The sequence below is a fragment of the Ensifer sp. LC11 genome (assembly GCF_001695835.1).
Taxonomy (GTDB): Bacteria; Pseudomonadota; Alphaproteobacteria; order Rhizobiales; family Rhizobiaceae; genus Ensifer.
In genome coordinates this window covers 1-13,183 of record NZ_MBSO01000033.1, presented here as the reverse complement: position 1 = coordinate 13,183, position 13,183 = coordinate 1, and the positions used below count along the sequence as shown (strand labels likewise).

14 protein-coding genes are annotated in these 13,183 nt (G+C 61.7%); 4 read left to right on the top strand and 10 right to left on the bottom strand.

Annotated elements, in window-relative coordinates:
* Window positions 1–84: 84 nt before the first annotated feature.
* From purL to BBX50_RS21130, 3 genes are all read right to left on the bottom strand, one after another.
* Complete coding sequence (gene purL / locus BBX50_RS21140; protein WP_065777300.1) at window positions 85–2,316, bottom strand: phosphoribosylformylglycinamidine synthase subunit PurL; 2,232 nt, start codon at window positions 2,314–2,316, stop codon at window positions 85–87.
* 198 nt (window positions 2,317–2,514) lie between these two features.
* Entirely contained in the window at window positions 2,515–3,096 is a 582-nt protein-coding gene (locus BBX50_RS21135; RefSeq protein WP_065777299.1) for an acyloxyacyl hydrolase, read from the bottom strand.
* 91 nt (window positions 3,097–3,187) lie between these two features.
* Window positions 3,188–4,606 carry a PLP-dependent aminotransferase family protein gene (locus BBX50_RS21130; protein ID WP_065777298.1) on the bottom strand — a complete coding sequence of 473 codons (1,419 nt, stop codon included), beginning with the start codon at window positions 4,604–4,606 and terminating at the stop codon, window positions 3,188–3,190.
* Window positions 4,607–4,637: 31 nt separating this feature from the next.
* Here BBX50_RS21130 and BBX50_RS30565 point away from each other — a divergent pair, with 31 nt between their 5' ends.
* Window positions 4,638–4,943 (top strand): DUF1127 domain-containing protein, encoded by a 306-nt coding sequence (locus BBX50_RS30565; protein WP_244513211.1) that lies wholly within the window; start codon window positions 4,638–4,640, stop codon window positions 4,941–4,943.
* 95 nt (window positions 4,944–5,038) lie between these two features.
* On the opposite strand, the gene BBX50_RS21120 is transcribed toward BBX50_RS30565, so the two are convergent.
* Genes BBX50_RS21120 through purC form a run of 5 tightly spaced genes read right to left on the bottom strand, consistent with a single transcriptional unit; the run spans window position 5,039 to window position 7,772 of the window.
* Window positions 5,039–5,446 (bottom strand): hypothetical protein, encoded by a 408-nt coding sequence (locus BBX50_RS21120; RefSeq protein WP_065777296.1) that lies wholly within the window; start codon window positions 5,444–5,446, stop codon window positions 5,039–5,041.
* Window positions 5,447–5,500: 54 nt separating this feature from the next.
* Complete coding sequence (purQ, locus tag BBX50_RS21115) at window positions 5,501–6,172, bottom strand: phosphoribosylformylglycinamidine synthase subunit PurQ (RefSeq protein ID WP_065777295.1); 672 nt, start codon at window positions 6,170–6,172, stop codon at window positions 5,501–5,503.
* Entirely contained in the window at window positions 6,169–6,726 is a 558-nt protein-coding gene (locus BBX50_RS21110; protein ID WP_065777294.1) for an RNA 2'-phosphotransferase, read from the bottom strand. Before BBX50_RS21110 ends, purQ begins: the two co-directional genes overlap by 4 nt.
* 21 nt (window positions 6,727–6,747) lie before the next feature.
* A complete protein-coding gene (gene purS / locus BBX50_RS21105; protein ID WP_034794427.1) occupies window positions 6,748–6,990 on the bottom strand; it encodes a phosphoribosylformylglycinamidine synthase subunit PurS in 243 nt (80 codons plus the stop codon).
* Window positions 6,991–7,007: 17 nt separating this feature from the next.
* Entirely contained in the window at window positions 7,008–7,772 is a 765-nt protein-coding gene (gene purC / locus BBX50_RS21100) for a phosphoribosylaminoimidazolesuccinocarboxamide synthase (protein WP_065777293.1), read from the bottom strand.
* A gap of 230 nt (window positions 7,773–8,002) precedes the next feature.
* Here purC and BBX50_RS21095 point away from each other — a divergent pair, with 230 nt between their 5' ends.
* The gene (locus tag BBX50_RS21095) at window positions 8,003–8,317 is read left to right on the top strand and encodes an ATPase inhibitor subunit zeta (RefSeq protein WP_065777292.1); all 315 of its coding nucleotides are present in this window, start codon (window positions 8,003–8,005) and stop codon (window positions 8,315–8,317) included.
* A gap of 57 nt (window positions 8,318–8,374) precedes the next feature.
* On the opposite strand, the gene BBX50_RS21090 is transcribed toward BBX50_RS21095, so the two are convergent.
* Window positions 8,375–10,897, bottom strand: coding sequence for an EAL domain-containing protein (locus BBX50_RS21090; protein ID WP_065777291.1), 2,523 nt, complete (start codon window positions 10,895–10,897; stop codon window positions 8,375–8,377).
* A gap of 184 nt (window positions 10,898–11,081) precedes the next feature.
* Window positions 11,082–11,636: an alpha/beta hydrolase gene (locus BBX50_RS21085; RefSeq protein ID WP_065777290.1), complete on the bottom strand. Its 555-nt coding sequence runs from the start codon at window positions 11,634–11,636 to the stop codon at window positions 11,082–11,084.
* Window positions 11,637–11,894: 258 nt separating this feature from the next.
* Here BBX50_RS21085 and BBX50_RS21080 point away from each other — a divergent pair, with 258 nt between their 5' ends.
* Both BBX50_RS21080 and BBX50_RS21075 read left to right on the top strand, forming a co-directional pair.
* Complete coding sequence (locus tag BBX50_RS21080; protein WP_065777289.1) at window positions 11,895–12,710, top strand: DUF2189 domain-containing protein; 816 nt, start codon at window positions 11,895–11,897, stop codon at window positions 12,708–12,710.
* 174 nt (window positions 12,711–12,884) lie between these two features.
* The coding region (locus tag BBX50_RS21075; RefSeq protein ID WP_065777288.1) for an IS5 family transposase at window positions 12,885–13,183 on the top strand (299 nt) is incomplete at its 3' end.

Here is a 13,183-nt window from a genome sequence, read left to right as displayed (position 1 = left end):
CACGGCGCCTCCACAAACAGCGCCGTTGGAGGCGCGCGTGGAACGTGACAGGAGCCGCTTGCGGCGGCTCCTGTCACCGGTTTCTTAGTTTTCGGGAGCGAGGTCGCCCTGCATGAAGTCCGGGAACCAGGCTTCGTGCGAGGAGCGCAGGTCAGCGACCGAAACCGCCTTGGCATCGCCGAGCTTGACGGTGGCGCCACCTGTCTTGCCGATGGCGGGCAGCGACACACCGGCGGCCTTCGCGCGCGCGGCAACCGCGTCGAGCGCGCCGGCGGCAACCGTCACGACGTAGCGGCCCTGATCTTCGCCGTAGAAAGTGGCGATCGGATCGTGACCAGCGACAGCGTCGACCGTTGCGCCGATGCCCGAAGCCATCGCCATCTCGGCAACGGCGAGTGCCAGGCCGCCCGACGAGCAATCGTGCACGGCGGTCGCGAGGCCATCGACGATGAGGCCGCGAACGAAATCGCCAACCTTGCGCTCATGCGCCAGATCGACATGTGGCGCCGGGCCGTCGGTGCGGCCGTGGATGTCGCGCATGTAGACCGACTGGGCGATGTGCGAGCCGAGGCCGGCAGGAGCGCCGGCAAGCAGGATGGTCTCGCCTTCAGCCGCAAAGCGGATGCGCGCCATCTTCGACCAATCCTTGATCAGGCCGACGCCACCGATGGTCGGGGTCGGCAGGATCGCCTGGCCGTTGGTCTCGTTGTAGAGCGAGACGTTGCCGGAGACGATCGGGAAGTCGAGCGCGGTGCAGGCTTCGCCGATGCCCTTGATGGCATGGACCAGCTGGCTCATGATTTCAGGGCGTTCCGGATTGCCGAAGTTCAGGTTGTCGGTGGCAGCCAGCGGCAAGGCGCCGGTTGCCGTCAGGTTGCGCCAGCATTCAGCCACCGCCTGCTTGCCGCCTTCGTAAGGGTCGGCTTCGACATAGCGCGGCGTGACGTCGGACGAGAAGGCGAGCGCCTTGGAGGCGTGGCCTTCGACGCGCACCACACCGGCGTCGCCGCCCGGCAGCTGCAGCGAATTGCCCTGGATCAAGGTGTCGTACTGCTCGTAGACCCAGCGGCGCGACGAATTGTTGGCCGAACCGACGAGCGTGACGAGCGCGTCGGCAACGTCGGCTGACGGGATGTCGTTGGTTGCCAGCGGCGCTGCGGTCCTGGCCGGGGTCCAGGGACGATCATATTCCGGCGCTTCGTCGCCGAGTTCCTTGATCGGCAGGTTTGCGACTTCCTCGCCCTGGTGCAGGATGCGGAAACGCAGGTCGTCGGTGGTCTTGCCAACGATCGCAAAATCGAGACCCCACTTGACGAAGATCGCCTTGGCGACTTCTTCCTTGGCGGGCTCCAGCACCATGAGCATGCGCTCCTGGCTTTCCGACAGCATCATTTCGTAAGCGGTCATCTGCTCTTCGCGCACCGGTACGGTGTCGAGGTTGAGCTCAATGCCGAGGTCGCCTTTGGCGCCCATTTCGACGGCCGAGCAGGTGAGGCCGGCTGCCCCCATGTCCTGGATGGCGATGACGGCCCCCGTCTGCATCAGCTCAAGGCAGGCTTCGAGCAGGCACTTTTCGGTGAAGGGGTCGCCGACCTGGACGGTCGGGCGTTTCTCTTCGATCGACTCGTCGAATTCGGCAGAGGCCATCGTCGCGCCGCCGACACCATCGCGGCCGGTCTTAGCGCCGAGATAGACGACGGGCAGGCCGACGCCTTCAGCCTTGGAGTAGAAGATCGCGTCGCTCTTGGCGAGGCCGGCTGCAAAGGCGTTGACGAGAATGTTGCCATTGTAGCGGGCGTCGAACTCGACCTCGCCGCCAACGGTCGGGACGCCGAAGGAATTGCCGTAGCCGCCGACGCCGGCAACAACGCCCGATACCAGGTGGCGGGTCTTCGGATGATCAGGGGCGCCGAAACGCAGCGCATTCATGGCTGCAACGGGACGAGCGCCCATGGTGAAGACGTCGCGCAGGATGCCGCCAACACCGGTCGCAGCACCCTGATAGGGCTCGATATAGGACGGGTGGTTGTGGCTCTCCATCTTGAAGACGACGCAATCGCCGTCATCGATATCGACCACGCCGGCGTTTTCGCCGGGACCCTGGATGACGCGCGGGCCCTTGGTCGGCAGCGTGCGCAGCCATTTCTTCGAGGACTTGTAGGAGCAGTGCTCGTTCCACATCGCCGAGAAGATGCCGAGTTCGGTAAAGGTCGGCTCGCGCCCGATCAGGCCGAGAATGCGCTCATATTCGTCGGGCTTCAGCCCGTGCGATGCGATGAGGTCCGGGGTGATGGGGCGGGTGTTGGAAATCGTCATCGTCGACCGTCAAATCCTTCGGGCGGCGCGCAATCCACTTGAGGAGGAATATGGCGCGTGCGAACCGCAACAGACACAGGGGGCGCTTTGCGGCTTCTTTAGCCTATGCTGCGGCGCGGCGCGACAGAAAAATACGGGCGATCAACAGCGGTTGACGCCCGTATGGAGCTTTGCAGACGGCCGGTGCAGCGGTCTGCGTCAGAACTTGTAGCCGAGCGCCAATCCGGCGTGCGTCAGGCCGTTGTTCGGACCATCGCACAGATTGGCATGCGAAGCATGTTCCACAGTTGCCGCGACGTTCCAATGCTCGTCGAGGCGGTAGCCGGCGGCGGCATATTCGCGGAAGAGGAATCGGCAGCCAAGTTGGGGACCGGAACCATCAGCGTTGTCGAGGTCACCGTCATGAACCGTGCCGCCGGCGCCGAACTCGACGAAGAAACGCTTCGTCATATCGAAGGTCCAGCTCAGGCCGGCATAGGCCTGGTTGACCCCGCTGGACGATGTTGCCACCGCCCCACCCGCATGGATGCGCGGCCGCAGAAGCCTTTCGCCAAGATCGGTTGCCCCATCGGCGTCGAACGGGTCGAAGTAGACGGTGAAGGACGGAAACACCCCATCTTCCTGTTTGTCCCCATCGGCGATCGACGTGGTCACGCCGAAGCGCATCTCGTCGAAAACACCGTCGGCGGAGAAAGCCGACGCGTTGGGGAAGGTGACTGCGGAAAGAAAGAGACAGGTGGCGACGTGACGTGAGCGGACCGGGCTGGACGATAGCGGCATGCGGAATCCTTAGGGCGAATCATGTGCGCAAAACTGCTAAAACAGTATGTTGCGTAACCTTGCCCGAAAGTCACCCCGTCGATTTCGTTAGTCACTCGAAACTGTCATAGCCGGCGCGCCCGCTGTCGAGCAGTCGCTTCAGCACCTGGAAGCCGCCCCTTACCTCCGCGCGGTCGCGTGGCGAGGAGAAGCCGATGCGAATGCGGTGGAAGACGCGGTCGGTACGCCCGGCCTTGAACTCGTCCTCGTCATCGACGAGCACTCCGTCCTGGAGCGCCGCCTGTTTGAAGGTGCCCGACAGCCAAGGATCAGGCAATTTCATCCAGAGGAAGGGGATGCAGGGATGCGAGGTGAACTCGATGCCGTCGAACACCTCGCGCGCCATTGCCTCGCGGGCGCGGACCTCCTCGATGCCTTTGGCGCGCAGGATCGCCGCCGAGCCGGAGAGCACGAGGCGGGCGCAAAGCTCCGCCAGGATGAACGGCAGGCCGCCGCTCACCATTTTGTGGGCAATGCGGATGCGCTGGCTGAAATGCGGCGGGCAGGCGACCCAGCCACCCCGAACACCGGCGGCAACCGACTTCGAGAGGCCGCCGACGAGAAAGGTGCGCTCGGGCGCAAGCTCGGCCAATGGCGCCGTCTGGTCGCCTGTCATGGCGCCGTAGAGATCATCCTCGACCAGCCAGACGCCGTACTTGCGGGCAATGTCGGCGATCGCCTGGCGACGGGCCAGCGGCATGATCGCGACCGTCGGGTTGTGGGCGCTTGGCATCAGGAAGGCGAGCTTCGGATGCTGCTGGGCGCAAACGCGCTCGAAATCCTCCGGGATCATGCCGAATGCGTCCGTTTCGACCAGCGTGGTGCGGCGGCCGATGAGGCCGGCGCTGCGGCTGACCTGGGAGTAGGTGAGTGTCTCGAAGGCGATGCGATCGCCGGGCGCCGTGACAGCGGCAATAACGGCAACGACGGCCGCGTGGGCGCCGAGGGTCGGTACGATGTTTTCCGGCTTCGGCCGGTAGCTGCCGCGCGCCAGCCATTGGCAGCCGGCCTCGAACCAATGATCCGGAAAATTGCGGGCATAGCTGGCGATATCGGCATGATGCGCCTGGCTGATCTCACTCAGCAGTTCGCTCAAGACCGTGCCCTGGCCGATATCCGGCGCGGCTGTGCTGTCGAACCGTAGCTTGCCGGCCGGCGCCACGAGCGGTCGCGTGCCGGCGAGGGAAGTTGTGAGCGGATCGGACTGCTCGGGCGGGCGGCTCTCGGGATGATCAAGCACATAGGTGCCGCGTCCGACTTCTCCGCTGACCAACCCACGCTCGCGCACGATATTGTAGGCGCGACCGATCGTTCCGATTGTCACGCCGATATCATAGGCGAGGTTGCGCTGGGGTGGCAATTTGGCACCGACGGGCAGGGCGCCGTTGCCGATAGCGTGCTCGATCTGATCGGCAATCCGCGCGTAAAGCGGACCGTGACCTTGCTGAATGTCCGGGAGCCAATTTGTCATAGTGACAATTCTTTAGATTACAGCGCGAATTATGTCAATTATCACCGATACAACGATAGCAATCGCTGCATTGGGGTTATCAATGAGTACAATCGATACAATTTGTTTGTCCCGCGTCGAAGCGAAGTCCACCAAAAGCGCCAGCACATTGTTTGGCGGCGACTATTCGGAAGAACGGGAAAGTCTTCTGAAGCGGCTGTGGGGGTTCTATTGCGAGTTGGCAGCAAAGCGCCGCAGCCGGCTGGCGCTCGGTGAGATGAGCGACTGGCAGCTCAAGGATATCGGGGTCAACGAGAAGGATGCACGCCAGGAATCGGCGGTACCGTTCTGGCGGTAGGCCGAGGCGCGCCGTAGACCACCGACGACGAAAAGAGCCGGCGACCTGTTCGGGTCGACCGGCTCTTACGATGCGTTCAGCAAGTCAGGAGAGGCTTACTTGCAGCCCTGGCTTCCGGCGGCCCAGCGTCTGATATCGGCGGCCATGCGGGTCCCGACCGGTTCGCTCAGCAACGGCCCGAAAGCCTGCAGGCGGGCCGGATTGCCCTCGGCCTGAACGACGGCGAGCGGACGGGCTTCCGGGGACTTGCGCGGTACGATCAGGATGCGCGGGCGGCCGGAGAAGGAATTGAGCTCCGGTGCCAGCCGATAGGATTTGAAGGCGGGATCGCCGGATTTGAACCAGCAGCTATTGGCGCCGAGCGCCACGCGCTCCATGGTCGGCAGCGCTGCCGTGTTCGGGCTTGGAGCCGGCGGCTTCGGCGATTGGCACGAGGAGAGAAGGGCAAGCCCGAACGAAGCGCAGGCAAGGCCGGTGAGGCGTCCAGGAAGGAAAGAAGGCATCGACGGTCTCGCTCGTGTGAGGGGTGATCGGGACGCCTTCTATCAGCCGGATGGTTAAGCAGCGATTACTTCAAGTGCAGAGGCGAAAAGGCCGCGACCATCGGAACCGCCATGCGCGGCTTCGATCAAGTTTTCCGGATGCGGCATCATGCCGAGCACGTTGCCTTCCGCATTCATCACGCCGGCAATGTCGTTCATCGAGCCGTTCGGGTTGGTGCCTTCAGCGTAGCGGAACACGACCTGGCCATTGCCTTCGATCGTCTTCAGCGTCTCGGCATCGGCGAAGTAGTTGCCATCGTGATGGGCGACCGGCGAGCGGATCACCTGGCCCTTGGAGTAGGCGCGGGTGAAGTCGGTTTCGGCATTGACCACTTCGAGCTTGATCTCGCGGCAGACGAACTTCAGCGACGCGTTGCGCATCAGCGCGCCCGGAAGCAGGCCGGCCTCGACGAGGATCTGGAAGCCGTTGCAGACGCCGAGAACCTTGACGCCCTTTTCCGCCTTGGCCTTGATCGCCTGCATGACCGGCATGCGTGCAGCGATCGCGCCGCAACGCAGATAGTCGCCATAGGAGAAGCCGCCGGGAATGACGATGAGATCGACATCGGGGATATCCGTTTCCGTCTGCCAGACGGTGACGGGCGCCTTGCCGGAAATCTTGGTGAGGGCCGCGATCATGTCGCGGTCGCGGTTGAGGCCCGGAAGCTGGACGACGGCTGACTTCATAACTCTGTCTCCGTAAGCGGCGAGATGTATTCTGGCTTTACAGTTTCGGTGAGCCATACATCGTTTTCCGACAGGAAGAATACCCCGCCGTCCGAATGCATGCGCTCGGCATCTATTTTCAGGATCGCCGTTTGGCCACGGCGACGCTTCGCAACGGTTTTCGCTGTCGCCGGATCCATCGAGAGATGGACGTGCTGACGCTCCATCTTCAGAAGGCCGGCGTCCATGATCGCCGCAATCCTGTCTGCCTGCGTGCCGTGAAACAGCACTTTGGGCGGGACCTGTGCCTCAAGCCCGATGTCAACGGCGACACTGTGGCCCTGAGCGGCCCTGATCCGACCGCCTGCAAGGGTGAAGCGCTTCTTCGGGTTCTGCTCGATGAGCCGCAGCAGATCCTCATTGCCGATGTCGAAGCGGGTGCGGATGGCTGTGGTCAGATCCGAAAAGGCGACCCAGCCCTGGCTATCGAGTTCCAGCCCCGCTTCCTGCGGCGCATGCCGCAGAACATAGCTCATGAACTTCGATACCGCCGTATCCCGATCTTGCGCCGACATCGGCCCTAGCCCTCAGACAGATCAGGCGAACGAGATGCTGTAGTTCTCGATCACGGTGTTGGCGAGCAGCTTTTCGCACATGGCCTTGAGGTCTTCCTCGGCCTTGGCCTTATCTGCCGATTCGATCTGCAGATCGAAGACCTTGCCCTGGCGGACCTGGCCAATGCCGTCGAAGCCGAGTGCGCCGAGCGCGCCTTCGATTGCCTTGCCCTGCGGATCGAGAACGCCGTTCTTCAGCGTCACGGTTACACGTGCCTTGATCACTTTGAATTTCCCCGAAGTTATTTCACCAGAACCGGACCGGTGCCGCGCACGGGTTCGTTCTCGTTCATGATGCCGAGACGGCGGGCGACTTCTTGGTAAGCCTCAACGAGGCCACCGAGGTCGCGGCGGAAGCGGTCCTTGTCGAGCTTTTCCTTGGTCTCAATGTCCCAAAGACGGCAGCTGTCCGGCGAAATTTCGTCGGCGAGGATGATGCGCATCATGTCGCCTTCGAACAGGCGGCCACACTCGATCTTGAAGTCAACCAGCTGAATGCCGACGCCGAGGAACAGGCCGGAGAGGAAGTCGTTGATGCGGATGGCGAGCGCCATGACGTCATCAAGTTCCTGCGGGCTCGCCCAACCAAAGGCGGTGATGTGTTCTTCGGAGACCATCGGGTCTTCGAGCGCATCGGCCTTGTAGTAGAACTCGATGATCGAGCGGGGCAGCACCGTGCCTTCCTCGATGCCGAGACGCTTTGCCAGCGATCCGGCGGCAACATTGCGCACGACGATCTCAAGCGGAATGATCTCGACTTCCTTGATCAACTGCTCACGCATGTTGAGGCGGCGGATGAAATGTGTCGGAATGCCGATTCGGTTCAGATGCGTGAAGATGTACTCGGAAATCCGGTTGTTCAGCACGCCCTTGCCGTCGATGACGTCATGCTTTTTCTTGTTGAAGGCGGTCGCGTCATCCTTGAAAAACTGGATCAGCGTGCCCGGCTCCGGACCCTCATAGAGGATCTTTGCCTTGCCCTCGTAGATACGGCGGCGACGATTCATGGATGTTGTCTCTGTGTTTTTGGCGCTCTTGGGTCGCGCACGTGGAGTATCTCTAGCGGGTCCTTAGCTGAAAAGAACGGATTTAACAATCGGCGCGTCTTCCAGTCCCCTGATTTGCTTAGGGTAACACGAAAGTCATCAAACCAGAAAACTTCGCATTGCAGTTTGACGACCGTTTTGGTTTATGGCGATAACTGTTTCCGGCATGGAATTCTCAGGGAGATCGATAGATGACGACGATGCAGGATCGCGAAAAAGCCTTTGAAGCGAAGTTTGCGCTGGATGAGGAACTGCGGTTCAAGGCCGAAGCGCGCCGCAACAAGCTTCTTGGTCTCTGGGCTGCGGGCCTGCTCGGCAAGGCCGACGCCGAAGCCTATGCCAGCGAAGTTGTCGCTGCGGATTTTGAAGAGGCTGGCCACGAAGACGTCGTGCGCAAGATCAAGGCGGACTTCGACGCAGCTGGTGTTGCTCAGACGGAAGAGCAGATCCGCACGCGGATGCTCGAGCTTCTTGGCGAAGCCATTCAGCAGATCCAGAGCAAGTAAGCCCAAGGCGCTTGCGCCGCCGATGAATTGCCGCCCGCCCATCAGGTCGGGCGGTTTTTATTTGTCCGCACCACCGAAAGCCGGTTTCCATCCGCGGCGCAAACGCTGCTCCAGCTCCGGACGGTCCATTGGCCGCGCGAGCGCGTAACCCTGCAGCACGTCGCAGCCAAGATCGCGCAGCATCGCTGCATGTTCCCAGGTTTCGACGCCTTCGCCGACGACCTCGATGTTGAGCGAATGACCAATGTCGATGATCGCTCGAACAAGCTTGGCCTGCTTTGTGCTTTCAGTGATCGGGCCAACAAGCGCTCTGTCGATCTTGAGCCGTGCCGGGTTGAGGTTGAGCAAGCCGATGATCGACGCATGCCCGGTGCCGAAATCATCGATCTCGACTTCGATACCGAGGTTCCCGAGGGCCGAAATCGTTTCGGCGATTTCATCTTCCGGATCATCGAGGAAGATCGATTCAAGCAGCTCGAAGGAAAGAACACCGGGTAGGATCCGCATGGCGCCGAGGTCGGCAATCAACCCGGGATCGCGCAGGCGCGGAGACGACATGTTGACCGAAATCTTGGGAATGGCGAGACCCGCCTGCTTCCAGGATTGAAAGTCGGCATAGGCAAGCTCCACGACCTTCCGGTCGATCGCCGGCAACACGTTGATCTCCTCGGCAACCTTGAGAAAATGGATGGGCGCAAGAATGCCCCTTTCCGGGTGGTTCCATCGCACCAGGGCCTCGACGCCTGTTATCTCCAGTGAGCGCGCATTGAACTGCGGCTGATAGTAGACCGTGAACTGCCCTTCCTCGATCGCCTGGCGGATGTCGTCTCCGATCCTCTTGGCGGTCAGGATCTGGGTTTGAATGAGCTCGGAAAACACTTCGACCCGGTCGCGCCCCAGGCTCTTTGCCCGATAGAGCGCGATGTCGGCATTCATCAGCAGTTGCTTGGCATCGAAATCGTCATGCCCTCTCCAGGCAATGCCGATGCTTGCGCCGAGACGGCACAGCTGGCCGTCATAGGGGATGGGACGGCGGAAGGCATGCACGATCCGCTCGGCAAGCTCGGTCAGTTGCGGCAAGTTGCGGTTTCTGCGGCAGAGAACGACAAATTCGTCGCCGCCGATACGGGCGATGAAATCGTCGTGACGAGCATGCGCACGAAGGATGGCGGCTGCATGCGTCAGCATCGCATCGCCGGCCTGGTGGCCGAGCGTGTCGTTGATCTGTTTGAACCGATCAAGATCGATATGCAGAATGGCGTTGACCGCAACGTTCTCCGTCAACATCTGATCCAGATATCGGCGGTTGGGCAGGTCTGTCAGATAGTCGTGCAGCGCGTTGTATTCGATCCTTGTGCGCGCTTGCTCAAGTTCGCGGTTGCGCGCCTCGGCAGAGGCCTGCGCCCGGCGCAGCTCTTCCTGCCGGGCAATGTCTTCCGTGACATCCCAGTTGGCGCCAATGAGCTTGCGAGCGCCGAGATGATCAACGTAGGTCGCGGCATTCGAACGGACATGCCTGACCGAACCGTCCGGCCTGACGATGCGAAAGGCGTTGCTATAGGGTTTTCCGGAAGCGATGCCTTCGTTGGTCCTGATGATGACGGCATCGCGATCATCAGGGTGAAGGCAGTTTTCCCAGACCTCGGAGCTCGGTGCCCCCTCGGCCGGGTCAAGGCCGTAGATCTCGAACATGCGCTCATCCCAGTCGTCGCGCTTCAGGTCGAGATTGAAATCGAACACGCCGATCTTCGACACGCCAAGGGCGAGCCGCAGCCGGCGCGAGACCTCTTCGAGCCTGGCTTCCGCCTCCTTGCGGGCAGTGATGTCCGTATCCGTTCCAATGATCCGACTGGGGCGGCCGTCGGGCCAATAGGCCACAGCCGCACCGCGGCTTTCAATCCAGATCCAATGACCTTCCGCGTGGCGCTCACGATACTCGAAGGTGTTGAAGATGGCCTCGCCGGAATCCTGCCGTTCGATTGCGGCGCGCACATGCGCATGGTCGTCCGGATGAACGCTCTGGATCCAGGTTTCAAGGGCGCCGTCGACGGCTGCATCGTCGGGCAGGCCGCGAAGACGCTTCCAGGTGGCTGAGTAAAACAGATCTCCGGTTTCGAAATCGTGGTCCCAAACGCCCTCAAGCGCGCTGTCGAGCGCATATTTCCAGCGGGTCTCGTCGCTCCTTAGGCCGGCAATTTCGTTGACGAGATGATCGACCGGCAGCAGCAAGAGCAACCAGTCATCCTGTTCGCCGAAACGCGCCTGCGAGCAGGCAACGAGCATCGGCAGGCAGCCGGCGGGGCCGAGGAACTGGATCGTCTCAGGAGACGTTAACGCTCCCCGTGGGGGGAGAAGCGGCCGGGCCTCGTCCGGCACAAGGTCACGCAGGAACGCGTTTCGCAACTGGGACGGTGGGCGGAGGAGCAGTTCGGCGGCGCGGGAATTGGCTGCAAGGATCCGTCCGTGAATGTCCACAACGATTGCGCCTGCCGGCAACCGCTCCAGGTTGGCCTGCGTCAGAGCATCCGAATGCGCCGGTGCACGATGCGCGCCTTGGGTGAGACCTTCGTTTGCGGTCACTTATCCTACGTCCAGTGTCTGCGGCCACACCGCCAAGCTGCAAGAGCCGGGCAACCGGACCGCAAATCAAGGTTAGACAGCGCCGGAATCATCAAAGGCACACGCCACGCTGCCATGCCCGTCGATGATGACCGCGGACAATGAACGTCGGATTAATAAGGCGTCAACAGGTCGACCCGATGGCTTAGGGCTTCAGGCGGCTGAGGAACTGGGCAAACACCATCGTTCCCTCCGGCCACGGCCCATGCCCGGACTCCGTATTGATATGACCGGATTCTCCGGCATCGACGAGCAGCGAGCCCCAGGCGTTGGCGATATCGCTTGCATGATCGTAGGAACCGAACGGATCATTGCGGCTTGCGACCATCAGCGACGGGAAGGGGAGCGGATCACGCGGATAGGGCCCGAAGGTCATCAGATGCTTCGGCCGGATGGCCGGGTTGGCCACATCTGGAGGGGCGACGAGAAACGCGCCTGCGATCGGCTTCGTGCAATGGGGCAGGGCGTGCACGGCCGTCGCAACACCAAGCGAATGCGCTACGATTACCACGGGCTTTTCTGCCGCGTTGACCTCTTCGACCATTCGCGCCACCCAATCGTCGCGCACGGGCTTTGCCCACTCCGCCTGCTCAACGCGGCGCGCGGACGACATTTTGCGTTCCCAGCGGGTCTGCCAGTGCTCCGGTCCGGAGTTTGTGTAACCTGGGACGATGAGGATATGGGCGTCTGAAACTTTCATGGTGGCCGCGATTTGGCGCTGAAAGGCGCCGAAGTCAAGGTCTTGAGCGTCGCGCCTGCTCCAAGATGCGCGAAGGTCGCCATGACACTTTAATGCACTGCAGGCTACGTTCTTGGAACGGTGGCGATTTAGGGAAACATCCGGAAGGCGACAGCGGTTTCATTTTCTGTATAATCGGGCTGACGGTCGCGGGTGGTGCGGCTTGGTTTCGCCGCATTGCTGTTCCGTGGCCGCTCGGTTCGTTGAGGAGTGTGAGCCATGACAACATTCCATGTCCTTTCGGGAGCGGACGCGAGTGTCGCCCATCCCGGAATAAAGAAGATTGGCGTCGCGGATGTATTTGACGCCTTACGCCTCGGATTTGACGACTTTCGCGAAAAGCCATCGCATTATGTTTTTCTTTGCCTGATCTACCCGATTGCCGGCGCCGTCCTGATCACCTGGAGCGCGGGAGCCAACATGCTGCCGCTGCTTTATCCCCTTGCCTCAGGCTTTGCCCTGATTGGCCCGGTGGCGGCGATCGGCCTTTATGAAATCAGCCGACGGCGTGAACTGGGCATGGACTACTCGTGGCCGCATGCGCTTCGCCTGCATCGCTCTCCAGCCTTGCCCTCGATCATGGCCGTGGCGGCCATGCTCTTTGTGGTGTTCATTCTTTGGCTGCTGGTCGCGCAGGCGCTCTATGTGCAGATCTTCGGAACCACACCACCGGATTCGATCGCCGCCTTCTGGAACGGCATCGTCGGTACGGACCAGGGCTGGAACCTGATCCTCGTCGGCAATGCAGTCGGCTTCGTCTTTGCAGTCATCGTGCTGTCGACGTCGGTCGTGTCGTTCCCGCTGTTGATCGATCGTGATGTCGGCGCAGTTTCGGCGGTCGAAACGTCGATCAGGGCGACCCTCGTCAATCCGGTGCCCGTCGCAGTGTGGGGGTTCATCATCGCCGCCGGTCTGGTGATCGGCTCGATACCGGTCTTCGTCGGCCTCGCCGTGATCATGCCGATTTTCGGTCACGCCACCTGGCATCTCTATCGCAAGATGGTGGAGCCGGGCCCGCGCGCCCGTTCACGGTAACCACGCAGCGACGAGGCGAGCCCTCAAAGCCAAGAGCGCCGCGGGTCAACGACCGGCGGCGTTCGGCGCTTGAGCGTAAGCTGCTGCACCGGCCTAGGTCGGATCGACATTCAGGATTCCCAAATCAGCCGATGGCTGATTCATAGGACACCGTGTTGAAGCACGGAGGTCTGCATGGCGGTTAAGCGGTACGAGCTGAGCGATGGGCAGTGGGCGAAGATTGCGTCTTTGTTACCGGGCAAGATCGGCGATCCGGGGAGCACAGGCTCGGATAATCGCCTGTTTATCAATGGTTGCCTTTGGATTTTGCGATCCGGGGCGCATTGGCGCGACCTGCCGGAGCGCTATGGCAAGTGGAAAACGGTGCACAAGCGCTTCAGCCGCTGGTGCCATGCCGGCGCCTGGGAGCGGGTGTTCGAGGCGCTGACGGCTGATCGAGACAACCAGTATCTGATGATCGACAGCACGATCGT

Coding starts and splice junctions, on each gene's coding strand:
- purL (WP_065777300.1), bottom strand. CDS start 2,316: ATGACGATTTCCAACACCCGCCCCATCACCCCGGACCTCATCGCATCG.
- BBX50_RS21135 (WP_065777299.1), bottom strand. CDS start 3,096: ATGCCGCTATCGTCCAGCCCGGTCCGCTCACGTCACGTCGCCACCTGT.
- BBX50_RS21130 (WP_065777298.1), bottom strand. CDS start 4,606: ATGACAAATTGGCTCCCGGACATTCAGCAAGGTCACGGTCCGCTTTAC.
- BBX50_RS30565 (WP_244513211.1), top strand. CDS start 4,638: ATGTCAATTATCACCGATACAACGATAGCAATCGCTGCATTGGGGTTA.
- BBX50_RS21120 (WP_065777296.1), bottom strand. CDS start 5,446: ATGCCTTCTTTCCTTCCTGGACGCCTCACCGGCCTTGCCTGCGCTTCG.
- purQ (WP_065777295.1), bottom strand. CDS start 6,172: ATGAAGTCAGCCGTCGTCCAGCTTCCGGGCCTCAACCGCGACCGCGAC.
- BBX50_RS21110 (WP_065777294.1), bottom strand. CDS start 6,726: ATGTCGGCGCAAGATCGGGATACGGCGGTATCGAAGTTCATGAGCTAT.
- purC (WP_065777293.1), bottom strand. CDS start 7,772: ATGAATCGTCGCCGCCGTATCTACGAGGGCAAGGCAAAGATCCTCTAT.
- BBX50_RS21095 (WP_065777292.1), top strand. CDS start 8,003: ATGACGACGATGCAGGATCGCGAAAAAGCCTTTGAAGCGAAGTTTGCG.
- BBX50_RS21085 (WP_065777290.1), bottom strand. CDS start 11,636: ATGAAAGTTTCAGACGCCCATATCCTCATCGTCCCAGGTTACACAAAC.
- BBX50_RS21080 (WP_065777289.1), top strand. CDS start 11,895: ATGACAACATTCCATGTCCTTTCGGGAGCGGACGCGAGTGTCGCCCAT.